The organism is Melioribacteraceae bacterium (assembly GCA_030584085.1).
Lineage (GTDB): Bacteria > Bacteroidota > Ignavibacteria > Ignavibacteriales > Melioribacteraceae > SURF-28.
Window position 1 is genome coordinate 3,021,066 of sequence record CP129490.1, and the last position, 25,442, is coordinate 3,046,507.

Annotated in this window: 21 protein-coding genes and 1 tRNA gene; 6 read left to right on the plus strand and 16 right to left on the minus strand. The window is 34.5% G+C overall.

Annotated elements, in window-relative coordinates:
* Positions 1–15: 15 nt before the first annotated feature.
* The 6 genes from QY331_13675 to QY331_13700 form a co-directional block, all read right to left on the minus strand.
* Complete coding sequence (locus tag QY331_13675; GenBank protein WKZ69005.1) at positions 16–969, minus strand: hypothetical protein; 954 nt, start codon at positions 967–969, stop codon at positions 16–18.
* 35 nt (positions 970–1,004) lie between these two features.
* Positions 1,005–2,354 (minus strand): GWxTD domain-containing protein, encoded by a 1,350-nt coding sequence (locus QY331_13680; protein ID WKZ69006.1) that lies wholly within the window; start codon positions 2,352–2,354, stop codon positions 1,005–1,007.
* A 2-nt stretch (positions 2,355–2,356) separates the two neighbouring features.
* Complete coding sequence (locus tag QY331_13685) at positions 2,357–3,193, minus strand: carbohydrate ABC transporter permease (protein ID WKZ69007.1); 837 nt, start codon at positions 3,191–3,193, stop codon at positions 2,357–2,359.
* The gene (locus QY331_13690) at positions 3,193–4,122 is read right to left on the minus strand and encodes a sugar ABC transporter permease (GenBank protein ID WKZ69008.1); all 930 of its coding nucleotides are present in this window, start codon (positions 4,120–4,122) and stop codon (positions 3,193–3,195) included. Before QY331_13690 ends, QY331_13685 begins: the two co-directional genes overlap by 1 nt.
* Positions 4,123–4,133: 11 nt before the next feature.
* A complete protein-coding gene (locus QY331_13695; protein ID WKZ69009.1) occupies positions 4,134–5,468 on the minus strand; it encodes an ABC transporter substrate-binding protein in 1,335 nt (444 codons plus the stop codon).
* A 70-nt stretch (positions 5,469–5,538) separates the two neighbouring features.
* On the minus strand, positions 5,539–6,594 hold the full coding sequence (locus QY331_13700; GenBank protein WKZ69010.1) for a LacI family DNA-binding transcriptional regulator: 1,056 nt from the start codon (positions 6,592–6,594) through the stop codon (positions 5,539–5,541).
* 130 nt (positions 6,595–6,724) lie between these two features.
* Between QY331_13700 and QY331_13705 the strand changes: the two genes are divergently transcribed.
* Positions 6,725–7,537 carry a sugar phosphate isomerase/epimerase gene (locus tag QY331_13705; protein WKZ69011.1) on the plus strand — a complete coding sequence of 271 codons (813 nt, stop codon included), beginning with the start codon at positions 6,725–6,727 and terminating at the stop codon, positions 7,535–7,537.
* A gap of 250 nt (positions 7,538–7,787) precedes the next feature.
* Here QY331_13705 and QY331_13710 read toward each other — a convergent pair.
* Positions 7,788–7,859, minus strand: a tRNA-Lys gene (locus tag QY331_13710).
* A 168-nt stretch (positions 7,860–8,027) separates the two neighbouring features.
* Here QY331_13710 and QY331_13715 point away from each other — a divergent pair.
* Positions 8,028–9,377 (plus strand): sigma-54 dependent transcriptional regulator, encoded by a 1,350-nt coding sequence (locus QY331_13715; GenBank protein WKZ69012.1) that lies wholly within the window; start codon positions 8,028–8,030, stop codon positions 9,375–9,377.
* 1 nt (position 9,378) lies between these two features.
* The gene (locus tag QY331_13720) at positions 9,379–10,404 is read left to right on the plus strand and encodes a hybrid sensor histidine kinase/response regulator (protein WKZ69013.1); all 1,026 of its coding nucleotides are present in this window, start codon (positions 9,379–9,381) and stop codon (positions 10,402–10,404) included.
* Between the two features lie 47 nt (positions 10,405–10,451).
* On the opposite strand, the gene QY331_13725 is transcribed toward QY331_13720, so the two are convergent.
* The gene (locus QY331_13725; GenBank protein ID WKZ69014.1) at positions 10,452–12,536 is read right to left on the minus strand and encodes a peptidylprolyl isomerase; all 2,085 of its coding nucleotides are present in this window, start codon (positions 12,534–12,536) and stop codon (positions 10,452–10,454) included.
* A gap of 496 nt (positions 12,537–13,032) precedes the next feature.
* Between QY331_13725 and QY331_13730 the strand changes: the two genes are divergently transcribed.
* Positions 13,033–15,180 (plus strand): sodium:solute symporter family protein, encoded by a 2,148-nt coding sequence (locus tag QY331_13730; protein ID WKZ69015.1) that lies wholly within the window; start codon positions 13,033–13,035, stop codon positions 15,178–15,180.
* 69 nt (positions 15,181–15,249) lie between these two features.
* Here the strand turns inward: QY331_13730 and def are convergent, their stop codons facing one another.
* Positions 15,250–15,777, minus strand: coding sequence for a peptide deformylase (def, locus tag QY331_13735; GenBank protein WKZ69016.1), 528 nt, complete (start codon positions 15,775–15,777; stop codon positions 15,250–15,252).
* Positions 15,778–15,868: 91 nt separating this feature from the next.
* On the opposite strand from def, the gene QY331_13740 reads away from it, so the two are divergent.
* On the plus strand, positions 15,869–16,084 hold the full coding sequence (locus QY331_13740) for a hypothetical protein (protein ID WKZ69017.1): 216 nt from the start codon (positions 15,869–15,871) through the stop codon (positions 16,082–16,084).
* 1 nt (position 16,085) lies between these two features.
* Here the strand turns inward: QY331_13740 and coaD are convergent, their stop codons facing one another.
* The gene (gene coaD / locus QY331_13745; GenBank protein ID WKZ69018.1) at positions 16,086–16,607 is read right to left on the minus strand and encodes a pantetheine-phosphate adenylyltransferase; all 522 of its coding nucleotides are present in this window, start codon (positions 16,605–16,607) and stop codon (positions 16,086–16,088) included.
* A 69-nt stretch (positions 16,608–16,676) separates the two neighbouring features.
* Between coaD and QY331_13750 the strand changes: the two genes are divergently transcribed.
* Entirely contained in the window at positions 16,677–17,882 is a 1,206-nt protein-coding gene (locus QY331_13750) for a right-handed parallel beta-helix repeat-containing protein (protein WKZ69019.1), read from the plus strand.
* Positions 17,883–17,905: 23 nt separating this feature from the next.
* On the opposite strand, the gene QY331_13755 is transcribed toward QY331_13750, so the two are convergent.
* From QY331_13755 to QY331_13780, 6 genes are read right to left on the minus strand one after another with little or no spacing between them, the layout of a single operon-like run.
* A complete protein-coding gene (locus QY331_13755; GenBank protein WKZ69020.1) occupies positions 17,906–19,330 on the minus strand; it encodes a beta-propeller fold lactonase family protein in 1,425 nt (474 codons plus the stop codon).
* A 4-nt stretch (positions 19,331–19,334) separates the two neighbouring features.
* Positions 19,335–21,287, minus strand: coding sequence for a choice-of-anchor B family protein (locus QY331_13760; GenBank protein ID WKZ69021.1), 1,953 nt, complete (start codon positions 21,285–21,287; stop codon positions 19,335–19,337).
* An 18-nt stretch (positions 21,288–21,305) separates the two neighbouring features.
* A complete protein-coding gene (locus tag QY331_13765; GenBank protein ID WKZ69022.1) occupies positions 21,306–23,399 on the minus strand; it encodes an FG-GAP-like repeat-containing protein in 2,094 nt (697 codons plus the stop codon).
* Complete coding sequence (gene rsmD / locus QY331_13770; GenBank protein ID WKZ69023.1) at positions 23,389–23,934, minus strand: 16S rRNA (guanine(966)-N(2))-methyltransferase RsmD; 546 nt, start codon at positions 23,932–23,934, stop codon at positions 23,389–23,391. Before rsmD ends, QY331_13765 begins: the two co-directional genes overlap by 11 nt.
* Positions 23,934–24,854 (minus strand): hypothetical protein, encoded by a 921-nt coding sequence (locus tag QY331_13775; protein WKZ69024.1) that lies wholly within the window; start codon positions 24,852–24,854, stop codon positions 23,934–23,936. The genes rsmD and QY331_13775 overlap by 1 nt, the downstream gene beginning before the upstream one ends.
* A gap of 7 nt (positions 24,855–24,861) precedes the next feature.
* On the minus strand, positions 24,862–25,422 hold the full coding sequence (locus tag QY331_13780) for a hypothetical protein (protein ID WKZ69025.1): 561 nt from the start codon (positions 25,420–25,422) through the stop codon (positions 24,862–24,864).
* Positions 25,423–25,442 lie beyond the last annotated feature (20 nt).

Genomic DNA, 25,442 nt, shown 5'->3' on the forward strand with positions numbered 1-25,442 from the left:
AGTTTCGTAAACTTTTTATCTTACATTAAATGTTGCGTATGCATATCCCTGTTCAAAACGAAGTCTGCCTTCGCCTCCCCAAAGATTATTTGCTATCCATATGTAGTAAGTTTTATTTCTTTCAAGTCCGGTTTGATCAAATGGTACAAATGCGAATGTACCAGCAAGAGAATCCCCAACATTTAAAGGAGCTGAGATTACGTTCTCTTTACCATAAACAGTTGAGCCATTATCCAATGATTCGGAATAAACTTCCCAGACAGTTCCGCCTGGAGAGTATTGATTACCTTCCGCAATACCAATAACTGAAATCAATGAATCAGTAACACCCGATTGTGTTATTGTCCATTCGATTATTGGTCTGTTACTTCTGGTTTCTTTAACAGAGATTACACCTAATTGACCGAAAGTACTTAATCCTTCTATATTGATAAATACATCGAGTCGTTGAGCAAAAGAAGTAAAAATTGTTGATGAGATGTAAACTGAATCTTGTCCGGAAATTATTTGTCCTTCTTCAAGACCCGGATCAGCGACAAAAGCTTTTCCGACTTCCGAAGAGACCTGATCCCACGCATTTTGTTTCATAACAAAGAAATGATAATCTTCATCTTCGTTTAGGCTGTCTAAAACAGTACCACCAAATTGAGTGGTTAAATCTTGAGCACCTGATGGAAGTTCACCAAACTTAACCGGAAATTTTAGATTATTTCCTTCGGTGGAGATTAGCCAAACGAGCGAAGTATCCAGTGCGGCTTTAGTACCACGGTTAACCCCTAAGATTGAAGCATACCCTCCTACCCAAGTAATTTTTGGATTAAATGATTCAGCTTCAATTACAATGTTCGACATTGCCGGAGAACCGACATACGGCGCCAATCCGGAATCATCTTCAGAACAAGTAATAAAAGAGATTGAAATAATCACCAAAATAAAAAGTGTTGCGAATTGTTTAATGAAATTTTTCATTTCTTACTTCTCGTCTTTTTTGAGAAAGATTGTTATTACATTCTATTTAATTCTTCTTTCCAATAAGGATTATTTATTTCGTCTTCCTTAGTTGAATGAAGAAGTGTATACCTGCCATCGCTTCTTAAATCTCCAAAAACATATATATAATTTCTGCGTGCTTGGTATTCCCAAATTTCATAAGGTGAAGTTGATTGTTGAGAGGCAAATCTCTGTATGTTATCTGGCATACCATATTTAATTAAGATTTTACCGCGATCAGTTTTCCAACCGTCAATTCCGCCCCAACTGAAATTCTTATTAGCATATTGATACCGCTGAACTACTCTATTGAATAATTCATTTTCATCGGTAAAAGGATGTGGGTCGTTTTGACGCCAAAATTCTATTAGATATTTAGCTTTTGCGGTCAAATTTAGATTTTCATATGTCTGATAGTTTCTTTCGGTTGAAATCAAACGGATAATCTCACCAAACATGTCAGCTTGCTCTCTGGTTAAAAGAGGTTCTTTTTTAAGATAGTCTAATTGAATTACTTCGAACTCTCTGCTTGATTCAGCAACTACAGTCTCATTATGGCTAAGCTTTACAACCAGAGTATAAATACCGGACGCAACAACAGAAACGTTTAAACCGTTTGGGACACCGACTGTTACGCCCGATAATTTAATGGTCTTTCCTTCGAAAGACCTTAGGGAGGTACCGTTTTTTTCAAGAATTTCATATGATATTTGGAATTCTTTTTCTAAATCATCATCTGCACCGTAAATTTCATAATAGAAGTAAAGAATAGGATTAAGCAAGCCATATCTTCTTGATGGGTTCGGAATAACGGAAACCGATCCTTTATCAAAAATTCCAGCTCCGTCAGCATCAGGAATAAATTCCGATGCAAATTCAATTTCACTTATAAATATTTTTCTATCTGAATTAAGTGCGGCACTAAACTCTCTTCTAGCTGTTCCTAGCTTTCCGGTAATGTTATCTTTAACTTCTAATTCTAAATAATATTTGCCTGCATCCAGATTTCGTGACCATTGATCATGGACAATTGATGTCTCAATTAATTCAGAATCAAGACCGACATGTACTTCTGTATTCCAGCTTTCTTTATTAATGATTTCTCTTTGTGAATTTTTAATTACAGAACTTATAGTAAGATCAGCGTACATCGAATTATTTTTAGGTGCTAATTTGAGTTGATCCGTATAAATCACAAGGTAAAATTCTTGATAAATTTTACCCTGATTAAAAAATGATGCATCATCAACATAAAACTGAATATCACCGCCGCTATTTGTAGGTAAATCTTGCTGTGCTGCACAAATTAGCGCAATCGTTTGCGTAATTATTAAAAGTAAACCATATTTAGTGATTTTTTTCACTTTTACTCTTTCAACCCACTTAAAGTGATACCCTGTATAAAGTATTTTTGCGCAAAAAAGAAGACAATTAGTATTGGTAATACTGCAGTTACTGAACCAGCCATCAATAAATCCCACTGGGTCAGATACCTGTCACGGAAGATTGCTAATCCGAGTTGTACGGTCTGCATATCTTCGGAATTTAGAACTATCAATGCCCATATAAAATCGTTGAAGACACCCATAAAAGTAAAAATTGCAAGTGTAGCGAGTGCAGGTTTTGCTAACGGTACAATAATTTTCCATAACACTTGTAATTTAGTTGCTCCATCTATAAATGCGGCTTCTTCTAGTTCTTTTGGAATTGTGATAAAAAATTGTCTTAATAAAAATGTACCAAAAGCCGAAGCCAATCCGGGAACAATTAATGCGTAATAAGTATCAATCCAACCTAACCAATAGAGCACTAGAAATGATGGAATCATAGTTACGTTGTAAGGAATCATCATTGTTCCCAAGAATAAATAGAATAAAATATTTCTTCCCGGGAATTGCATTCTTGCAAAAGCAAACGCTGCCATTGAGCAAGTAATTAATTGTCCGAGTGTAACCGTAAACGCAACAAATAGACTATTAAAATAGTATCTGCCAAAAGGAGCTGCTTCGAATGCTAACTTGTAATTCTCGAATTTAAATTCTGAGGGGAAAAACTGCGGAGGATACACAAAAATTTCACTCATATCTTTAAGTGAAGTGAGTATCATCCAAATGAATGGCACAAGTGTAACAAAAGCCAATGCATAGATCACTATATGCTTTATAATTGATTTCGATAATTTTAATATCTTCAATTGATTCATCAAAACGCTCCGTGAACACGGTTTTTCATATATCTAACTTGAAGCATTGTTAATGCTATTAACACAATAAATAATATATATGCCGCGGCTGATGCGTATCCCATTTCAAAATATTTGAATGCGTATTCGTAGACAAAGAATACAAACACTTTCGTGCTTCCAAGCGGTCCGCCCGATGTAAGAACATAAACCAAATCAAATACTTGAAATGAGCTGATCATAGACATAATCATAATAAAGAATGTGGTTGGCGCAAGCATAGGTAAAGTTATTTTCCAAAATTTATCCCACTTACCGGCACCATCTATATCTGCAGCTTCATAATAAGTTTCAGGAATACCCTGTAAACCGGCAGAAAATAGAACCATGTTTATACCGAAAGTTTTCCAAACTCCCATAATAATTAATGCAAACATTGCGGCAGTTTCATCATTTAACCAATTGATTGAATCGATACCAAAAAAACTAATTCCATAATTTAACAAGCCATAGTTCGGATCATAAATCCATCGCCAAATAACTGCTGCTGCAACAGGGGAAATAATTACAGGTGCAAAAAATGCTGTTCGTAAAAATTTCTTTCCCTTTATATGTTTATTTAATGCCATTGCGACCAATAGGGCTACAATCATATTTAAGGGAACGGTTCCAAATGTGAAAACAGCGGTGTTTTTAAGCACGCTCCAAAATTCTTGGCTATCGAACATTCTTTTGTAATTCTCTAATCCGACAAATGTCGCTTCATTACTGAACATATTCCATTCGTGAAAACTGAGGTAGAATGAAAAGATAACAGGGAATAAAATAAATGTTATAAAAATCACGAGCGTCGGAGATAGAAATAGAATTGCTCCTAACGTATCATCCTTTCTTTTCCAAGGTAATCTTGATTGCTTTTTTGCTTTAATATCAGTGGAAGAATTTTTCATTACCCGTCAAATTAGTTTTTATGTTTTGCGTTAGCTGCATCCAATACTTTATTAGAAAGTTCTGCTCCTTCATTAAGGGCTTTGCGTACATCTTGTTTACCAACAGTTGCTTTCTCAATTGCATCAGCCATGTGTCTCATAATTTCCATTCCGCCGTAATCGATAGGTCTTTCGGCCTGACCATATTCCATCTCATCAACAAATACTTTGAAGTTTGGATTTTCTTCCAAATATTTCTGAAATTCCGGGACTTCCAACACGGCTCTTCTAATTGGAAGATATCCTGAAGTCATTGCCCATTTTGCTTGAACTTCCGGTTCAATAATCCATTTAAGAAACGCCCAAGCTTCATCTGGATTTTCACTTTGTTTAAAGATCGCCAGATATTCACCTCCGACTATTGTTGCTCTTTTTTCCGGTCCGGCAGGAAGAGGAGCAAATCCCCAATCCATATTTTTCAATATTTCATTATAACGAGGTAAATTCCAAGGTCCATCCATCGCCATTGCTAAATTCTTTGAAGCAAATGCCACATCATAATCAGGTGTAAAAACATCGAGTCTTAACTTCTGGTAAATATCTTTCCATAGTTGGAGAGCTTGGACTCCTGCTTCTTCATGGTACATAACATGAGTTTGCTCCAAATCAATTTTATATCCGCCCGCTTGCCATAAGAAAGGATGAAATTGCCAAACCATCCACGAACTTAATGGTCCCGCTGCAGGGAATACAGGTAAGAATAAACCGACTTGTTCAAATTTTCCGTCGCCATTTTTGTCAAAAGTCAGTTTCTCAGCATACTCTTGCAATTCCTCCCAATTTTTAGGTGGATGATTTGGATCTAGGCCAGCTGCTCGAAACATATCTTTATTATATAGCAGTGCTAAATTTGTTGCTTCCATTGGTATAGTATAAAGAGTTCCTCTCCATGAAGCATACTGAAGCAAAGCCGGATAAATATCTTCCAAAGTTCCCTCTTCCAGACCGTTCTCCCCGTCTATGAAATGATCCATTTTATAGATAGCGTTGGCTTCAACCAAATCTTCAATAAAATGGGCATGAAGCCAAGAAATATCCGGTGCGGTTTTACTTTGAATAGAAGTAATCAGTTTTTGCACCAGTGCGTCACCCGTTGGGATGTACTGTGCTTTTACTTTGATATTTGGATGAGTTGATTCAAAATCTGCAATGAGTGCATTAAGTGCCGGGACTGTTGATGAAACAAAACTATGCCAAAAAACAATTTCTTTAGTTTCTCCATCAGTACCGCTACTGCCTTCACCACAACTTGAGAATAATAAAGACAAACCAATTAGAATTACAATAAACTTAACTACATTTTTCAATTTGACTCTCGCTAATTTATTTACCATTAAAATTTGTACAAACGATTGCGCAAATTTGCATATTTTTTTACTAATAACCGCTGTAAACGGCAGAAAACTCGGATTCGTTTGAACGTAAATTGTAAACCGATTTACGCAATATTAATTTGGGATCGAGCACAAGCCGTTCTTTTTTATTTGTACCACGTGACTTTATATCGTCAATTAATAATTTTACAGCTACTTGTCCCATTAAGTCTCGGGGCTGCCTAACCGATGTTAATGGCGCAACTAAAAATGGTGCATAATCTATTTCATCAAATGCAACCAACGAGACATCTTTAGGAATTGTTTTATTTTCTTCTGATATAGCCTGAAGTGTACCAAGTGTAATAAGATCACTTGTCGTAAAAATTGCAGTTGGTGGTTCTTCCAATCTTAATAATAATTTAGTTTCTATATATCCGTTTTCTTTTCTAAAATCATTTCCCACAATAAGTTTTTCATCTAGTGGAATTTGATGATCTTTGAGTGCATTTATATATCCGGAAACTCTGGCATTATTAGTAGATGTATTTTGCAACCCTTGAATAATAGCGATACGCGTATGACCGTTATCTATCAAGTGTTTAACGGCTTGGTATGCCCCTTTATAGTTATCAACGACCACTGCATTTGTTTTGATATCATCAAATATTCTATCAAGCAATACAAAAGGTTTGTTTAATGTTAATAGTTCGTAAATATGATCTTGCTTTGTTCCAACCGGCAAAATTATATAACCATCAACTCCTTTTCGTCTTAGTAATTCAATTTGTTCAATTTCTAAATCAATATCTTCGTCAGTATTGCAAAGTATTAAACTATAGCCTGCTTCATATGAATGTCTTTGTATAAGATGACTAACGTAAGCAAAGAATGGATTTGAGATATCCGGAACCACCAAACCAATAGTGTGTGATCGCTTCAATCTTAATCCACGCGCTAATTCATTTGGTCGGTAGTTTAGATTGTGGGCTGTTTCAAGAATTAATTTTTCGGTTTCTTCGGCAATGCGGTATTGTTTGCTCTTATTGTTCAATACTCGTGAAACAGTTGAGACTGAACAATTAGTTTTTTCGGCGATATCTTTAAGTGTAATTGCCAATTTATTGGGGTTTTTTATATTTTTTGCACAAACCTTTGTGCTGGATTGCAATATATTACAATCAGATTTTCTTGTCAAGTTAAATCGGCACTTAGAAACACTTTTAAAACTTTTTTAGGAAGGAGATTAAATGAAAATTATATTCACAAAATCGAAATGGGAAATGTGGAATGATCCTTTGATTCATTTCATCAATAGAGTTGCTGAGGATAAATTTGATGGTACTGAACTCTATTTTGATTCCGTAAAAGATGACCCCAAAGTGATTAAGGATTTACATGAGTCAAACGGATTATTTTTAATTGGACAAATATTAACCGACGGCAAAACAATTTCCGACCATATTGAAAGCTTTAAACGACAAGCCGAGTTTGCACTAGAAGCCGGTTCGAAGTTGGTTAATGTTCATGCTGGTAGAGATTACTTCTCTTTTGATGAAAATTTACTGCTTATTGATAAAATCAATAAATTCAGTAAACAATGCGGAGTTGAATTTTTAATTGAAACACACCGCGCCAGGTTAACATATTCATTAATCGATACAACTAATTATCTTGAAGCTTCATCCGGATTAAAACTTACTGCCGACTTTTCACACTGGATGGTTGTTCATGAATCAGACTTGAGTAATCAATCCGAGAATCTACAAAAGGCAATTGATAGAAGCTTTCACATTCATGCCCGTGTTGGATATGAAGAGGGCCCTCAAGTAACTAATCCTTCCGCCCCGGAATGGAAATCACATTTAGATAATCATCTTTCAATTTGGCAAAGGATTATAGATAAAAGAAAGACAGAGGGAAAAGAATTTATTACTATAACTCCCGAATTCGGTCCGCCGAATTATATGCACACTCTTCCCTTTTCCAATGAACCTATAAGTGATGCTTGGGAAACAAACATTAAGATGAGAGAGATACTCAATTCAAGGCTTGAGATTTAACTTCTGCTAAGTTAAAATTCTCAAGAGTCAACAGCATTATTAGGGAGATAATCTCTATAATGAATCAATCACAAAGCTCATGTTCCAAAAGATGAGTCTTTGTTTATATGAGATCGGATTAATTTTTCTTTATTAGCAATTTCAAAAACAAAAAGTGGAACAAAAAAAACTTCAGTTTCTACTTCAGCATAAAATATCCTAAAAACACAAAACCCTCGCAAGTCTTTAACTTACAAGGGTTTAACTACTGTGAGCGCGGGTGGTCTCGAACCACCGACCCTCTGCTTAAAAGGCAGATGCTCTACCACTGAGCTACGCGCCCAAACCGTCAAAATTTGAGCCTTAAAGATACACTTCTCATTTTATAATTTCAACAATTCTCTATCTTTAATTTTATTTTGTGTTTATCTCTTACCGGTAATTTTTACATTTTGTTGGAAATTTGCTTATTATAGATGGATTCACAATTATTTTTTTCCAAAAAGAGCAAATGAACGAAAAAGCCAAAATATTAATTGCCGATGATGATGAAATTCTTGCTTATCTATTAAAAGAAGAACTTGTAAACGAAAACTTTCATGTAGATATTGTTCTTGACGGAAAATTTGCAATTGAGAATCTAAAGCAAAAGAGCTACGACTTACTGCTATTAGATTTAGAAATGAAGGAAGTAAACGGAGAAGAAGTTCTGAAGTTCGCTAATGAATTTCATCCTACAGTACAGGTGATTGTATTAACTGCGAAATCTGAAATGCGTTCGGCAATTGATTGTATTAGAATGGGTGCTTATGATTACATCACCAAGCCTTATGACTTTGATGCACTTATTGTTGTTATTGACCGCGCTTTAAAACACAAAGAACTTCTCGTACAAAATAAAATTCTTTCTTCGAAATTAAGCAGTGCTCTACCCCATAAAATAGTTGGTGAAAGCAATACATTAAAACTCACCCTAGAACATGCGCAAAAAGCTTCATTGGCTGATTCAAATATTTTGCTTGAAGGTGAGACCGGAACAGGGAAAGAATTGTTCGCCGAATTTATTCACAAAAATTCTAACAGGAAAGATAAACCTTTTGTTGCTATAAACTGTGCATCTCTTCCTGATCAATTAATTGAAAGTGAATTATTTGGTCATGAAAAAGGAGCATTTACCGATGCAAAAGCTTCTAAACAAGGACTAGTTGAAATTGCGGACGGCGGCACGTTATTTTTAGATGAAATTGGAGAAATGAGTTTAACTCTTCAACCAAAATTATTACGTTTTCTTGAAAAAGGTGAGTTTAGAAGAATCGGTGGTGTTAGTAATCTAAAATCTGATGTAAAAGTAATCGGCGCAACAAACAAAAACTTGATGGAAGAAGCCGAAAAAGGTTCTTTCAGAAGAGATCTTTTATTTAGATTAAACGTGATTACTCTTACTATACCTCCTCTTCGCGAACGTGAGGATGATGTTATTGTATTAGCAAACTATTTCCTTAAATCTAAATCATCTTTACGATCTCCCAAAAGATTATCTCCGGAAGCTGAGCATGAGTTGAAGTATTATAAATACCCGGGTAATGTAAGAGAACTTGAACACATAATTGAAAGAGCTATCATTTTTTCCGATGGTGATTTAATTGAAGTTAAAGATTTGAATCTCCCTAAGAGCGATTATTCTGAAGTTAACAGTTTCTCGGAAAATCTAGAACAAATTTTATCTCTCGAAGAACTTGAGAAAATACATATTCACAAAGTGCTTAATAAGTTGAACTGGAACAGAGAAAATTCCGCACGAGCTTTGGGAGTTAGTCAAAAAACTCTTTACACAAAAATTAAAAAGTATGATTTGAAGTAACATGACGAACGATACTTTTAAGAATTCAGCCCACGATTTAAATAATATTTTGACAAGTATTATCAATGAAATCGAATTATTAAAGCAATTATCTAACCCAACAGAAGAAACAAAAAAACTAATTTCCCGACTTGAAAATTCCGCCAAACGTGCATCGGATATTGTACATGCACATCTTCAACCAAATGAGAAAAGTAGCTCATCAATAAGCAAAATAAATATTGTTAATTCTCTCAACGAAATTTTTGAAAGCTTTTCGTTCGATGAAAAGAGTAAATTACAAACCAACTTCCACGAAATACAAGAAGCGATTTTCCTGTTAATTGACGAAACCGATTTCTTTAGGATAATTTATAATATTATCAAGAATGCTTTGGAAGCTTCTGATGTCAATCAAAAAGTTTTTATAAATCTATGTTATCCGTTATCGAGTGATCGAAAAAAAGTATCGATCGAAATAATCGATTTTGGTGAGGGCATTGCTGAAGAAAACATCTCAAAAATATTCGACCCAAAATTTTCTACAAAATCAAAATTACATGAATCCGGTTACGGTTTAGCTATTGTGAAAGAGAAAATTGAAAAATACAATGGTTCGATTTCAGTGAAAAGCAAAAATGGCGAAACAAAGTTTACTGTTACATTTCCGGTGTTTGATGAGGTGCTGAATAAATCGAAACGTATTCTGTTGGCGGAAGATGATGTTTCGGTAAGTGAGGTTTTAGCTGATTTACTTAAGTCAAATGGCTACAACGTTGATATTGCGGATAATGGAGTAAAAGTAATCAAATTTATTGAGCAGAATAATTTTGACTTACTTATAATTGATAAAAAGATGCCGGAGATGGATGGTCTTGAGTGTGTAAAAAAAATAAGGGATACTAATAAATCAATCCCGATAATACTTGCTTCCGGTTCAAATGTCGATTCTGTAAATCAAGAGATTGAGAGTCTAGGTATAAATAAGTTTATTAGAAAACCTTATAATTTCTCTGAGATTTTGGCGGCATTACAAAAATTTGATTAACAGTTTTAGTATAAAAAAAGGCTGACACTTGGTCAGCCTTTTTAATTTTATCTATAAAAGAGATGCCGGTTATCGACAATATCAGCATCCTCTCGTACCTTTTCAATCCAGTTTGCAAAAAATTGTTGTCTTTTTTGTTGTAGTAAATTATCTCTTATTGTTTTCTTTTGAGTTTCAAAATTATTCTCGTCGAATTCTGTTCTATTAGCAATTCTTATGAGATAAGCACCACGTGTACCTTCTATTGGTTCCGATATTTCTTTTATTGGACCTTCTAAGCAGTAGGAGATAAAAGTAAAATCTCTTCCAATACCAGGTATATTTCCCTTAGCTGTTAGATCTCTAACAACATCAAATCTGGCAAGCGGATTGATTTCTGAAACTCCGGTTAAAGTACCGGCATCTTTAACTTGCTCATAAACCGTTTGCATCATTTCTTTCGCTTTAGCACGTTTCTTTTCAAGCTTAACAGCTGATGTTAATTGTGCTTCAAGTTCTTCAAAGGGTTTGAATCCAGCTTTTGTAGCTTCCGAAATTTTTGCAACTACATAACCAGCTGGAACACGGTAGACATCACTGATCGTACCAAGACTATTATCGAATGCAAATCTTACAAGAGCACTTGAAGCTCCGATTCCGGGAATAAATTGAGTGTTATCGCTGAAAGGAGTGGTTTCTATTACATTGTATCCCATCAATTCAGCTTCAGATTCAAAACTGTTTTCTTTTGATAAATAAGAAAAATCATTAGCGTTTTCAAACAATCTATCAAGCGTAGTTCCGGAAGGTTGTATTGCGTTAACAATCTTTTCAACTATGTATTGCTCGTTTGATTTATCGCTGACTTTAATAATATGATATCCGAATTGAGTTTTTACAGGTTTTTGAACGACACCGACTTGGCCACCAAAAACTGCCTGCTCAAACTCAGGTACCATTTGGCCTTTAGAGAACCAGCCAAGTTCACCACCTCTAGCGCCACTACCCGGATCTTCTGAAATCTCGATTGCAGTTTTTGCAAAATCCGCATCCTTTACTAATGCGTTATAAACCGAATCTGCCTTTGCTTTCACTTGATCATTATCACCGGCAACAAGAATATGGGAAGCTCTTGCAAATTCGTTAGCTCCTCTTACTTTATCTGTTAATCTGTAAACAACATATCCTTCTGTTGTTACAACCGGGCCGATGATATCGCCGGATTTTGAATTTCGTAATATTTCAACAGCTTCAGGATGAATCTTGTCGACGCTTAAAGTATCTTTTGAATAAGGTAGATCGGAGTAAATATTTACAAATGATCTGAATGAAGCAGTATCGTTTTTAATATCACTTACAATCGCTTCTAAATTTTTTCTGATGCTAACCGAATCGTCCAGCGATGCATTTCTTTCAAACAGAACATATTTCAGTTTACGCTGAGCTTCAACTTTATAGTCAGATTTATGGTTCTCATAATATTCTCTTAAATCTTTTTCAGTAAATGAAATTAAAGAATCAGGTAAACGTGATCCGTCTATAAAAGCGTATTCTGCTGAAAACTTAAAATTCTGTTCAATGAATTTTCTTTTTACTTCACCTTCGCTTACAAAAACTGAATTGGACAAATAATTTTTCAATTTGTCTTGTATCATTTGTGCACGAACAGTTTCTTCAGCTTGAACTAATATTTCCGCATTTCTCGGATCAAACAATGCATTCTCGTAAGCTTCTCTATTAAATACACCGTTTGTATCAATAAAACTTTGTCTTAAGAATGCCGGAGGATTTGGACCCAGTATCGCATCTTTAACTTCTTCATCGGTAACAACGATACCAAATTCATCAATTTTTTCCTCTACTAATAATTGATTTACAATCATACTCCAAACTTGATCTCGAAGAGCATCCATTTGGCTTTCATCAATATCTTGTCCAGTTTGTGCTTGTTGTTGGGTTCTTACGTTTTCAAGGTAATTGGAAAATTGTTGATAAGTAACTTCTCTTCCGTTAACATAACCTATGTTGTTTGATCTCTGTCCCATTATTGTTGTTAATTGCGAATCGGATAAAACCATAAATAGAACGAAAAGACCACCTACCGTAATAATGAACCACGGAGCCAAACTTCTCATCTTGGCCATCATGCCCATAATCTACTACTCCTTGTTTTGCGATTAAAAAGATTCAGACTTTAAATTTAGATAGGCTGAAGCTGAAAAGCAAAGATTTTTTGATGGCATTTGATATATCCTTTCTAACTGACTACCAATAATCTTCCAAAATCACAAAATATTCTTAAGACTTAAATTAGCTTTGCTAACTACTAAAATTGTTCTTAATCCGGTGCAAAATTTTCGGTTTTGTTTGCAAAAATATATCCGCTTCACTAACTTGCACCAATTCAAAACTCAAAACAAATCAAAAATAAAAATGCCGTCTTTTTTTAACTCGTGGTTACCGTTTATATACCTTTATGCTGTTGGTGGAATCTTCTTTGTAGTGGGAATGATTATCATTACTAAAAGTGGTGCACTTAATTTAAAAATTAAGCGTCATAAAAAATGGTTCTACATAAGTCTTGGCGGATATTTTTATTTCTTATTTCTTCATGCATTTCTAATCATAGCGGCACTATACTTTTAATTTATGGAAACAGCACCGGGCAAACTTCAGACATTTCACAATATCGGTTCTTCAACTGATTGGGTGGTAATGGTTGTTTACTTTCTTCTGATTATGTTATTTGGTACATATTTCGGAAGATACAATAGAAGCACAAAAGATTTCTTCTTCGGAGGAAGACGTTTCAAATGGTGGTTAATTGCTTTTTCAATTGTAGCTACAGGCGTCGGCAGTCATAGCTTCATAAAATATTCTGCTAAAGGTTTTGAGAACGGTCTATCTTCAACAATGACTTATATAAACGATTGGTTTTTTATTCCGTTTTTCTTATTCGGCTGGCTCCCCATAATCGTTTATACAAAAATTCGATCCATCCCTGAGTATTTTGAAAAACGATTCAGTCCTTCAGCTAGATTTTTAGCTACAATACTTCTTCTATTATATATGATCGGTTATATAAGTATTGGTTTTTTAACTCTTGGAAAAGCAATACTTCCTATGCTGCCTCCGGCATTCGAAGTTTGGGGAATGAACTTCGAAATAACGTTGATGGGTGCTGTAATAGTAATAGCAATTATTACAGGCATCTATATTACATTCGGCGGTCAGACTGCCGTTATTTTTACCGATTTACTCCAGGGATTTATCTTACTCTTTGCCGGTTTTTTCCTCTTCGTGCTTGGCTTAGATTATGTCGGTGGATTTGACGTCTTCTGGAGTCTGTTACCAACCGAATGGAAATTACCGTTAGCAAATTTTAATGATCCTTCCAGTTTCAATTTCGTTGGCATTTTTTGGCAGGATGGCATTGCCGGTTCGGTCGGATTCCTGTTTATGAATATGGGTCTGATAATGAGATTCATGGCAACTAAAAGTGTTGATGAAGGAAGAAAAGCCGCTACTTTTAATATTTTATTTATGTTACCTCTTTCAGCAATTGTTGTAGGTAACGCCGGCTGGATTGGGAAAGCTATCTCGGTTGCCGATCCTATGACGGTTCCACCAAATACAGAACCCGATCAGATTTTTGTAGTAGTAGCGAATATTGTCGCAATACCCGGTGTGTTTGGTTTTATTATGGCTGCGCTTACTGCGGCATTAATGTCAACCGTTGATACATTAATTAATGCTACTGCCGCAATTTATATCAATGATGTACATCGTCCGTTTAAGAAATGGATTAAGGCAAAAATTCTTACAGATAAAGAAACCGATAAAAAAGAATTATTTGCTGCTAGAACTTCTTCAGTTGTTATAACAACCTTAGGCGTTGTTGGTGTATTAGCTTTTAAAAATTTCCCAACTGTTTATGAAGCACACGGATTTTTCCATTCTACTTTAACACCTCCACTAGTCGTTGCTATTTTCTTGGGAATATTCTGGAAGAGATTTACACCCGCTGCTGTGATATCAACATTTCTCGGCGGTGTTGCTTTGATGATCTTAGGTGCAAAATATCCGGGAGTATTAATCGCTCCTTTTGATCACGGAATTGAAATGGATCCGGCACATCCATATTCATACATACGGGCTTTGTATAATTTGTTTGTTTGTGCTGCGGTCGCAGTTATAATTACGTTAACAACAGCTCAACAAAAAAGTTTTATTAAGAAGATCAAGCAATCAGGTAATCAAAAAAATATTATGATTGGAATAACTTTGTTCTCAATAATGTTATTCCTTGTTGTTTCATTTGCTAAACCATTATTTGGAGTTGAGACAACTGATACACCACTAATTATGTTAATGTTATTTGTTACTCTCCTAATGACTTATTTGATTTCATTATCTGTTACTTATTACGTAAAATATGACCCTTACAATAACACCGAAGGTTTGACTGTTTGGTCTATCGCTAAAGCAAAAGAATGGTTTAAGGGTAGTAAGATTAACGATGAAGAAGGTGAAATTGTTAAGGTAAGCTGGAAATTAAAAGACGGTGATGATGATATTGTAAATCTTTCTAAAAATGATATGAGTAAAATGAAAGCCAATATCGGTGATTTAGTATACTTATGCGATGCACGCGGTTATATGGGTGGTCTAAAATCCGTGCACTCGGTCATTGGCGAACCACACGATGAAGACGGAATTGTTTACATTAACAATGAACATAAGTTAAATGGACAATTTGATGAAGGCAAAAAATTAGAAGCAGAAAAAGAAATGTAGTTACTTATATTTTCCAAATAAAAACCCAACTTCTTGAAGAAGTTGGGTTTTTTTATTATACACTAATTTTTATTTCTTCGATATAATCTGTTGATATTCTCGTTCCGTAACTAAATCATTTGAAGATTCCATTCTATCCAGAAATACAATTCCTTCAAGATGATCAAATTCATGTTGAAAAATTCTCGCTACAAAATCATCAAATTGTTTTTTTACTTTCTCCCCGTTTTCATTTAAATACTCTGCAATAATTGATTTTGAGCGCGGGACTAATCCTCTTAATCCCGGAATACTTAAACAACCTTCCCAATCAGTTACGATTTCTTCTGAGGAACTCAAAATTTTAGGATTGATAATTGCTTCCGGCTGCATATCAGGTGCATTTGGATACCTAGTATTTGGTTTGGACGCAATTATAAATATACTTTTTGATTCATTTACCTGAGGGGCTGCTAAACCGACTCCGCTCACTTTTCCAACTGTAAATTTCATATTTCCAATCAAAGATTTTTCGAAATCTTCAATTTTATTAATATCGTTTGTTTTCATCCTTAAAATTGGATTTCCCAATTCAGTAATTTGCAAAAGTTCGCTCAATTTGTTTCTCATTTATAGTTAGTAAAATAATTCTCTTGCAGATCATGAAACGCTTAGTTAGATTTTCTCGCTAATTTTTTTGGAAAAGTTCATGTCAAATTCATTCTTTAATGTTTGGCTTCCCTTCATCTATCTCTATGGTGTCGGCGGTATTTTTTTCACAATTGGTATGGTCTTGGTTAAAAAAGCCGGCGGTTATAATCCCGCAAAGAGAAGACACAGATACTGGTGGAAAGTTACTATTTTTGGATTTTTCTATTTCGTTGTGCTTCATTTTGTTTGGATTTTATTAGCACTTAACACATAGATCAATAATTAAATTTTTCACGAAGTTTTTTCTCAACAAATGGTGTAACAAAATCGCTTACATCACTTTTGAACTGTGCCAAGTTTCTTATAATTGTGGAATTAAGATATGTATATTTTTCGTGCGGCATAAGAAAAATAGTTCTTAAGTTATCATTTAATTTTCTATTCATTAAAGCCATCTGAAATTCATATTCAAAATCACTTACCGCGCGTAACCCTCTAATAATTCCAACAGCATTTACTGCCCTGGCATGATCAACTACTAGTCCGTCAAAAGAATCAATATCAACTCTTTCAAATCCTTTCAAGCTTTCTTCAAGCATCTCAACTCTTTCAGATGTACTAAACAAACATGTCTTCGATGGATTTTGTGCGACTGTAACTATGACTTTATCGAATAGTTCAACAGCACGCTTTACAATATCTATGTGACCGTTTGTAACAGGATCAAAAGTACCAGGATAAACTACTATCTTCATATCAATTCTTCCTTTGTTTACTTGAAAATATAAGGAAATCATTTAGTTTTCAAAAATTATCTTAGTGTGAATTAATTGTTATTTTTAGTCTGATATTTTTATGAGGAGTTTATGAAACGGATTTTATTCATTTTCTTGATTGGATTAAGCGTCCAAGCACAAGATTTTTTTATAAATTCAAGCGAGGAGCTTCAATCCTTTTTTAAGAGTAGTATTGATTCAGCAATTGTGATACTTGCTCCGGGAATTTATGATCTTCAACCAATTCAAATAATTGATTCAACTTGTGGAAATTGCCAAAACCCTGATACACTTATTAATGCGATCGCAGGACTAATATTACGAGGTAAATCCATAAAATTAATAGGCGATGAAAACTATAAGACTATTATTAAAACAAACTCCGGTTATGGGATTTATGTGTTAAATTCAGGAAGTGTTGAATTAAAAAATTTAGTTATAACAGGTGGTGAAAGAGATACAAGCGGTATGGCAACCGATGCGGCCATTGTTATCAAAAATAGTCGTGCTGTTATTGAAAACAATATCATAAAAGATAACATAGGTGATTCTTCACAAGTTGTGAGAAATGTCGTGGGGATAATGGGAATATGCGGAAGAGAAAATTCACAGCTTGTGATCAGAAACAATAAGATTATTAGAAATTCATGGGATGGAATAACTCTTTATAGAAATTCAGAAGCGGTAATTGAAAACAATATTGTCGATGGTGTTGAGAAGGCAACTTCAAAAATTGCAGGAGGTGGAAGAGGTGTAGCTATCGGAATTACATGGAATGCCAAGGCTACTGTAAAATCAAACCTTCTAAAAAGATACTGGAAAGGGTTAGGAATTTTTGTCGATGCCGAAGTTGAAGCTGAGTTGAATATAATTGAAGATATGCTGACATGGGGAATCGCTTATTGGGATGCTGGAATCGGTAACCCGATTGGGTTTATTAATAATAATATTATCTATAACACCGGTGCATGCGGTTCTTCAATTTCAAGAGAAACCGGAGGAGAAATTACCGGTCACTACAAAAACAACATACTTGTTTTAACCGGACAAAACCCCAAATACGATTCGCCGGATTATTATTGTTATCAATGTGCACTTGCAATTCATTCTCAACCAGAATCATTTCATATATCAGATAATATCTTTTATAACAACAGAACCGCAACGGATGATTTACCGAATTATGATTTAAGCAAAGATGAGTTTGTCAATGAATTTTCAATTTGGGAAAGTAATTTTACAAACAAGTTTTTTAAAATATCGGATTTTTACAATTACTTAATCACGTTGAAATAATATTTTGAATAGAGTTGGAATATTTAATCAACAGCTATTCCTGCACCATACTCTTCAATTTCCAACAGCTTTTCAACTTGCAGAGTTTGCGTATTTATTATTCCGATTGTACCGTGATTAGATTCCCCGTTGACTGTATATGCCGGTACAAAACTTCCTGACGTGTTTCTGCTGGAAACATATAAATAACTATCATCAGGTGATAATTCACAACCATGTAATTGCGTAAATCCGGGATGAGTTATTTGAGAAGTTCTAACCCAATCATTTCCTTCGTAAGCGATTATATTAACGGTATTCGTCATCATTGAAGGAACGTAAATCCTTGAACCGTCTTGCGAAATTGCTATATGCATAGGCATCATTCCAACCATGATTTCTTTTACAACAGTCAACTGCTCTGTATCTAAAATAACCAATTTGCCCGATGCTCTTCCTGATATATACAAATATTTTCCGTCGGGGGATATTTCTATTTCCATCGGTTCATGATTTTCTGATTGACTTAACAAAACATCTTGTTGAAATGAATCGGACTCTGTATCAATTATACTAATTCTATTAGCAGTTAGGTTTGCAACATAAAGAATTTTGTCATCCGGCGATAATGATATTGCATGAGGAATTCCGCTAACAGGTAAAAGGATTTCATTGCTGAGAGACATTGAAGATAAATCAATCACATAAATCGAATTAAATAAACCTGGTGCCGTAGATGATCTCGATACATAAGCCTTTGAACCGGTTGAATTAATCATTATCATCCCGGGAAATTCAAGTTGCTCAACTTGCCCTATTATTTCACCGGTATGTTTATCAAATTTTACAAAACGTCCGGCAGTAATGTAAGTTACATAAAAATAATTCCCATAGACTTTAATCATATGCGGTGCATCGTTCAATTCAGAAAAATCCGTTTCATAAACTCGTGAAACTACTTTCTCATCACCATCAATAACAGAGATTGCATCGCTTCTTTGATTACAAACAAAAACTCTATAACTTGGATTAGAAAAAGGTACAGCTCCAAACTCATCTTTTGCACCATCATCTATCCAGTTTTTAATTGTAACAACCTCTTCTTGCGAAAGTGCGGCTCGTTGAAAGGGCATTTGCACTGATGCGTTTCCCGATATCATTTGGTATAACAAACTTCTTTTTGAATTGAAGGGAACGATTACATCTCCGCCATATAAACCGCCCGAGTTAAGGGGACGCGCAGAGCTTCCATTCATTAAATTAGAGTGAGAAGTAATACTCAGCCCGTTTTCGGGATTATTTGAATCGTGACAACCTGAAGTGGCACAATTATCAGAAAATATCTGTGCAACTTCTGTTGATTCAAATCCATTTTTGTTGGATTCATCAGGTTGAACAATTTTATCATCAGAACATGAGATAAGAAAAAGTAAGAATAAAGTTACTCCGCTTAGAAATATTTTTCTCATGAGTTTATTTTACCAATAACATTTTTATCGATTTAGAAAATTTACCAGCTACTACATGTGCAATGTAAAACCCGGAACTAAGCTCGCGTGCATCAAAATTAACTTCATATTTTCCGCTGTTTTGGTATGAATCCACAAGGGTAGAAACTAATTCTCCTAACGAATTGAATACTTTTAATTGTACGTTTTCAGATGCCGGAATTGAATACGAAATTGTTGTCGATGGATTAAAAGGATTGGGATAATTTTGCACCAAATCATAACTCAGAGTCAAATCATCATCGAGATCAGAAGTTAAATCGACACTAATAATCCATTTATTTGAAACAGACTTATATCCATTAGTAACAACCAAATCAAGTGTATCAGTTCTGGCAGCAAACACGAAAGTCGTTCCGTAAGTATAACTATCCAAATTACTTTTCTTTTGTCCGTTTAAAAACCATTCATAAGATATATCAAGCTGTGTAGTATCAACAGCTTCGACTGTAAATTCAATTTTATCACCTTTTACAATAGTAGTATCAGAAAAAACCGGTGACAAAGAAACTATTACAGGTGTACCGGCAAAAATTGTCCTATAACTGTAAAACGTTTCAGGTGGAACAGAGCCGGCCGGGGTTCCACCGCCACCACTTGGAGAAGTAACAACTTTTCCCCCGTCATCGGCAACCGCATAATAATATTCAACTGTTGTTAAATGCTGCTGCGATGGGATTGTAAAATTGAATTCATTGTTGTCGGTTAATTCTCCATCAATTCTATTCCAATTTCCGGTTGCACTGTTTATTATGGTACGATAATAAACATATGCTTCTACGATTGTTCCGTTATCCATTACTTCTAGTCCGAGATCAACATTTTCTTCAACTAAGATTTCATTTGTCGCATTTACCGGAGATAAAAAAGGAGCCGGGTTTTCAACGGGAGTAAAGGAAAAAACATATAAGCCGGTTTGCATATCGGAAATAATAATATTTCCGGAAGGAAGAAATGGATAACAACCCCATGCCCCGTTAAAACCTGATTCGGAGGGACTTGTATCATATTGTCCGACTACTAACGGATTTGTCGGGTCCGAAACATCCAAGACAACATAACCATCAGCATAATAAGAGATGTGAGCATAATCGCCTTTTACAAAGATATTATGTACCGGTGTTGTATTTGAGAGTTTGAATTCATCAACGACTAAATCCCAGTTATTCCTGTCCTCAATATTCCATATTGTTATATCTCGCTGATTGAATTCTTCTGCAGCAATAAAATATTTTTTGTCCTCCGTCGCCCAACCGCTATGAGCATAAATTCCGGGTAATGCAATACTGGATGAAATCTTTTTTGGATTTGATTTGTCGGATATATCAACTAAATCATATGTATCTTCGGCACAAGCAACAACCGTATCGCCCCAAGCGTAAACATCGTGTACATAACCACTTTCTAAATAGTATGCTGTTCTTTCAGGATTTTCCGGATCGGTTAAATCTAGGATATGCATACCTCCGCCGTTATTAGTCCCGATTACCAAAGCATATTTATCAACAATAAAAATATTGTGGGCACGTTCAAAGAATTCATTAGTAGTTTTTACTAAACTTACCGAATTAGGCAACCCGGAAAGATCAACTATCTGTAATCCGTTATCACCGGAAGTTCCTTCGGTAACAATATATGCATAATGACTATACGTTTTAAGATCTCGCCAACTGGACGGCGGTCCGGCAATGAAAGCCACTTCGTCAGGGACGTTAGGATCAGTCACATCAATTATACTTGTCCCTCCACCGGCACCTAGTAAAGCATATTCACGACCATCTGCAGCATAACCCCAGATATCATTATATCCTTGTGAAGCTCTGGGATTTATTGAACCTAATAATTCAATCCCCTCTTGAGCGTTTATCGAAATAAATAGAAAAATATTCAGTGTAATCACTGAAATGATTCTGTTCATAAATTCTCCTTAAAAAGTTTACTTCAGAAATAAAACGGGGTGGTTTTCTATCTTGCTTTCTGTCTGCACCGAAACAATGTAAACACTTGAAGATAACCCTAAACTAGACTTATTTGTGTTCCATACAAATTTGTTTGTTTCCCCTGTCGAAGTCCCTTGGTATAATAATGAGACTTCTTCTCCTAATATATTAAATATCTTTAAAGAAAAATAGATATTATTTGGGATACTCACTTCAATTTGTATTGAACTATTAAATGGATTAGGATATGATTTTATCGAAATGTTAAGCTGATTCTTAAGCTGATCTCTTTGAACAGACGAAACAATTGAATTTCTGTAGAAATATAACCAGCCTTTCATATTACCAATAATTAGATCATCGTCTCCATCGTTATCTAAATCACCAAACATAATATTGGGTTCACGACCAAAATTTTTATTAAGAAAGTTATTGTCGATTAGAACAAAATTTGGGGTAATGTTATTATCATTTTCATAGAGGAATATATAACCGCTGTCAATTCCGACAAAAAGTTCATTGATACCATCATTATCATAATCGTAAAGAAATGGATTTGTATAATTTCCGGGTTTCCCTAAATCAAAATAACTTTCATCGAGTTGGAAAGAATAGTTTGCCGGACTTCCAATATTTCTATAGAGCAGAACTTCACCTTTAAAATTGCCTATAATTAAATCAAGATCACCGTCATTATCAACATCAAATAATCTCGGACGAATATAAACACCACCATTTATGTTTTGGTTATTTTGATTTTTTAAAACACCTCTGTTTTCAAAATTAGGGTTCACTTTTGTCCCCGTATTTTCGAGGTATAAAATATCATTAAACGTATTTCCTACAAGAAGATCAAAGTCACCGTCATTATCAAGATCTCCGAATGTCGGAGATAATGAAAGTTCACTGTTAATACCAAAGTAATTTGAATCAACTAAGACAAAGGAGGGATCATTGGCGGTTCCTGTATTTTCTAGAAAATAGATTGATCCATCAAAAATATCTTCACTGCCGATGAATAAATCAAGATCGCCGTCATTATCAATGTCGATTAATTCCGGAATACTTCTCGAACCGACATCGAGGAGGTTTAAATAATTATCTGTGATAAACTCAAATTGATTGCCACCGTTATTTTTTCTAAACGAAATTGAACGCTTAATAGAAGGATCATTCCATAATACCGAAGAAAACAGATCGAGATCACCGTCGTGATCGATATCAATAAATCTAGGCATGTTAAATCCTTCGGTTGAGATACTGTCGGAGTTAATTGGGTATGAACTTGATTCAATAACCATTTGTGGTTCATTTGGAGTGCCGGTGTTACGGATGAAGTATAAACTGGAATTAAATAAATCGCCCCAAAATAAATCTAATGTTTCGTTGTTCTCTATATCAACAAATTCAATGGAACTTGAGCCATGCCGATTTTGATTCTGCATTTTACCTAAACCGACTCTAAGATTTTGCCATTCGCCATCTAAACTATCGAAAACAAATTCTTCGGGGCTTCCGATATTCTTATAAAAATTTGCCGTGCCGCTTGTGTTTCCACAAATTAGATCAAAATCACCATCGTTATCAATATCAACAAATGCCGGATTAGATCCGGATTCGACATTCAAATCCTGACCAAGAAAATTTCTTACGGTATCAATTTTCAATTCAAAGTTTGATGAGAACTTACTACCGTTGTTTTCAAAATATTTAACCTTGCTTCCGCGCTGACCAGTAAAGAAATCGTAATCCGAATCGTTATCTATATCGACAAAGAAAAACCAATCGTAAACGGCTAATCCAATTGGAATTTTTTCCGATAATGTAAAAACCGGATTGAACTTATTACCCGTATTTTCGAAGAAGACAAAACTTCCTTCACTACTTAGGATAAACAAATCATAATCGTCATCGGCATCAATATCAACGAATTGAAATTCGGGATTATTTAATCCGCCGCTGAAAATATTATTAAACAATCCATGTTTGTGACTTACTTCAAACGGATTGATCTCTCTAACATAATTTGATGATTGTGAAAAAATTACAGAGGTGAGGAAAAGAAATAAAATTATAAATTTATTTTTCATACCAATAAATCAGACTGTCGCCAATTTTCTTAATCGGTTCAATGCCAAAACCGGCAACATCTTTTTTTTCTGTTTGAATTGATCGCTCAATAATAAAAATTCCGTTTTCATTAATAAAATCGTTTGCAATAATATTTTTAAAAACATCATGTATATCGTATTCAAAAAACGGTGGATCGGCAAAAATTAAATCATACTTTTCATATTCGGTTTGTGCAGAAAATTTTACCGCACTTTTCCTAAAAATCTTACAAGAATTTTCTTCATCTAAACTTTTTATATTGCCGCTTAATACTTTATATACAGAAAAATTCAATTCAACAAAATGGATTTCCTTTGCTCCTCTGCTCAATGCTTCTAATCCTAATGAACCGGAGCCTGCATAGATATCCAGCACTTTTACATCTGTAAAATCAAATCTACTTTGAAGCATATTAAAAATAGATTCTTTTACCATGTCGGTTGTAGGACGTGTAAATTTTGGGTTCGGTGCCTTTACAGCACGACTTTTATATTTACCTGCAATAATGCGCATTAAAAAAGTCTCAGTGCCACACCTACAGCCGAAGTAAATTCGTTTGTGTTTTCTTGAATGTTAATTGAAGAGGAAAAAGTTTCACTTGTCTTGATAACAGCAAATGGATCAAGAATTTTAAAGTTCAGATCAAACATTTTATTGAGTGAATCAATATCTGCTTTTTTAATTGTTGATCCGGTAATAAATGAGAATAAAAATCCGCTTAAGCCTGATCTATGTCCAACCAGCTCATTTATTTTTGTTTTGACATCCGCCAAATAAGTATCGTGTTGCACACTTTCCTTTTTAATCAAAGATGTAGGAATAAAATCATCCAAAATCATGAATGAATAATCATGAGACGATTTGAAAACACTCAAACCGGATAATCCCTTGATAGCTTTAATAAACCTCAGCAAATTATTAGATGCTGTATGCGAATAATCTACAAACTTAAGGTCTAGTTTATTTTCTTTACAAAACTCTATCAGTGAATTAAAATAATTTCTGTGTAAAGCTAAAACTGCTGTTTGGTTATAGCCGGATTCATCTACTTTCTTCAGTTCAATATTCTGAAGAATATAATCACCAGAATTTAATGACGGTTTAATTTTGCTGAGTTCCCATTTTAAATGATCGATAAGATCTCTTTTCAAGAGAGTAGTATCAAATGGTACATGGAAAATTTGGAAAAATTCAGGATCTAAACTGAATGAAACATTTTTTGATGAAATAGAAATTCTAGAAAGGATTTGCTGAAAAGATTTATGGAGAACATTGAAAAAGTTTTTGGCTATGAATTTTGGTAATAAATCTTCTTCAAAGTTTTCTTCGTCAATGTTCTCCAGAAAAAATTCATTCTCTGTATAAACTAACTCAACTAATCTAATTTTATTAATACTAACCGAAATACCAACATGGTTTTCAAACAAAGGCATTACATTACTATTCCCAAGATGGGGTATTAATTAATGCATCACTGGTTAAATCACCAATTTTACCATAACCATAAGGATCTTCAAGCAAATAGCGTTTACCAATTTCAGTTAACGTATCAACACGAACAATATTTCCTCTTCTATTGACTACAGTATCTAGTATAACAGATGTATCAACTTTTAGAGTATAATACTTGTGTGGCGATCTTGGAGACCAGTAAAGTGATTCGGCCGTAAATTCACCGTGGCTTAGTGCTTTGAACGGATATTTTGATCTTCCTGTAAGAGAATCAACTTGTCCTTCTAACTTAGTAACCATTGTATCATTTTGAATGAAATTTACTAGGTTTTGTAAATCATCGGTAAAATTACCATTTTTTTCTCTCCACAAAATCTGAGCTTCACGAATATTTAACATTCGAGTGCGGGATTCAGTTTTGTAATAATTTTCTTGTTCAATAACTTGTGTAGGGCCAATAATGGCAACCTGAATTAACACATAAACCAATGCAAGAATAATAACGTATAAAATCGCATGCACATACCAAGGTTCAGATTTAGAACTCATTTTTCCTCCGGCGGATTAAA

Excerpts from the sequence above, each read along its gene's own strand:
- QY331_13690 (WKZ69008.1), bottom strand. The coding sequence starts at position 4,122 with ATGAAAAATTCTTCCACTGATATTAAAGCAAAAAAGCAATCAAGATTA.
- QY331_13750 (WKZ69019.1), top strand. The coding sequence starts at position 16,677 with ATGAAACGGATTTTATTCATTTTCTTGATTGGATTAAGCGTCCAAGCA.
- QY331_13740 (WKZ69017.1), top strand. The coding sequence starts at position 15,869 with ATGTCAAATTCATTCTTTAATGTTTGGCTTCCCTTCATCTATCTCTAT.
- QY331_13775 (WKZ69024.1), bottom strand. The coding sequence starts at position 24,854 with ATGCCTTTGTTTGAAAACCATGTTGGTATTTCGGTTAGTATTAATAAA.
- QY331_13705 (WKZ69011.1), top strand. The coding sequence starts at position 6,725 with ATGAAAATTATATTCACAAAATCGAAATGGGAAATGTGGAATGATCCT.
- QY331_13730 (WKZ69015.1), top strand. The coding sequence starts at position 13,033 with ATGGAAACAGCACCGGGCAAACTTCAGACATTTCACAATATCGGTTCT.
- QY331_13765 (WKZ69022.1), bottom strand. The coding sequence starts at position 23,399 with ATGAAAAATAAATTTATAATTTTATTTCTTTTCCTCACCTCTGTAATT.
- rsmD (WKZ69023.1), bottom strand. The coding sequence starts at position 23,934 with ATGCGCATTATTGCAGGTAAATATAAAAGTCGTGCTGTAAAGGCACCG.
- coaD (WKZ69018.1), bottom strand. The coding sequence starts at position 16,607 with ATGATTTCCTTATATTTTCAAGTAAACAAAGGAAGAATTGATATGAAG.
- QY331_13720 (WKZ69013.1), top strand. The coding sequence starts at position 9,379 with ATGACGAACGATACTTTTAAGAATTCAGCCCACGATTTAAATAATATT.
- QY331_13715 (WKZ69012.1), top strand. The coding sequence starts at position 8,028 with ATGAACGAAAAAGCCAAAATATTAATTGCCGATGATGATGAAATTCTT.
- QY331_13685 (WKZ69007.1), bottom strand. The coding sequence starts at position 3,193 with ATGAATCAATTGAAGATATTAAAATTATCGAAATCAATTATAAAGCAT.
- QY331_13725 (WKZ69014.1), bottom strand. The coding sequence starts at position 12,536 with ATGGGCATGATGGCCAAGATGAGAAGTTTGGCTCCGTGGTTCATTATT.
- QY331_13780 (WKZ69025.1), bottom strand. The coding sequence starts at position 25,422 with ATGAGTTCTAAATCTGAACCTTGGTATGTGCATGCGATTTTATACGTT.
- QY331_13760 (WKZ69021.1), bottom strand. The coding sequence starts at position 21,287 with ATGAACAGAATCATTTCAGTGATTACACTGAATATTTTTCTATTTATT.
- QY331_13675 (WKZ69005.1), bottom strand. The coding sequence starts at position 969 with ATGAAAAATTTCATTAAACAATTCGCAACACTTTTTATTTTGGTGATT.
- QY331_13755 (WKZ69020.1), bottom strand. The coding sequence starts at position 19,330 with ATGAGAAAAATATTTCTAAGCGGAGTAACTTTATTCTTACTTTTTCTT.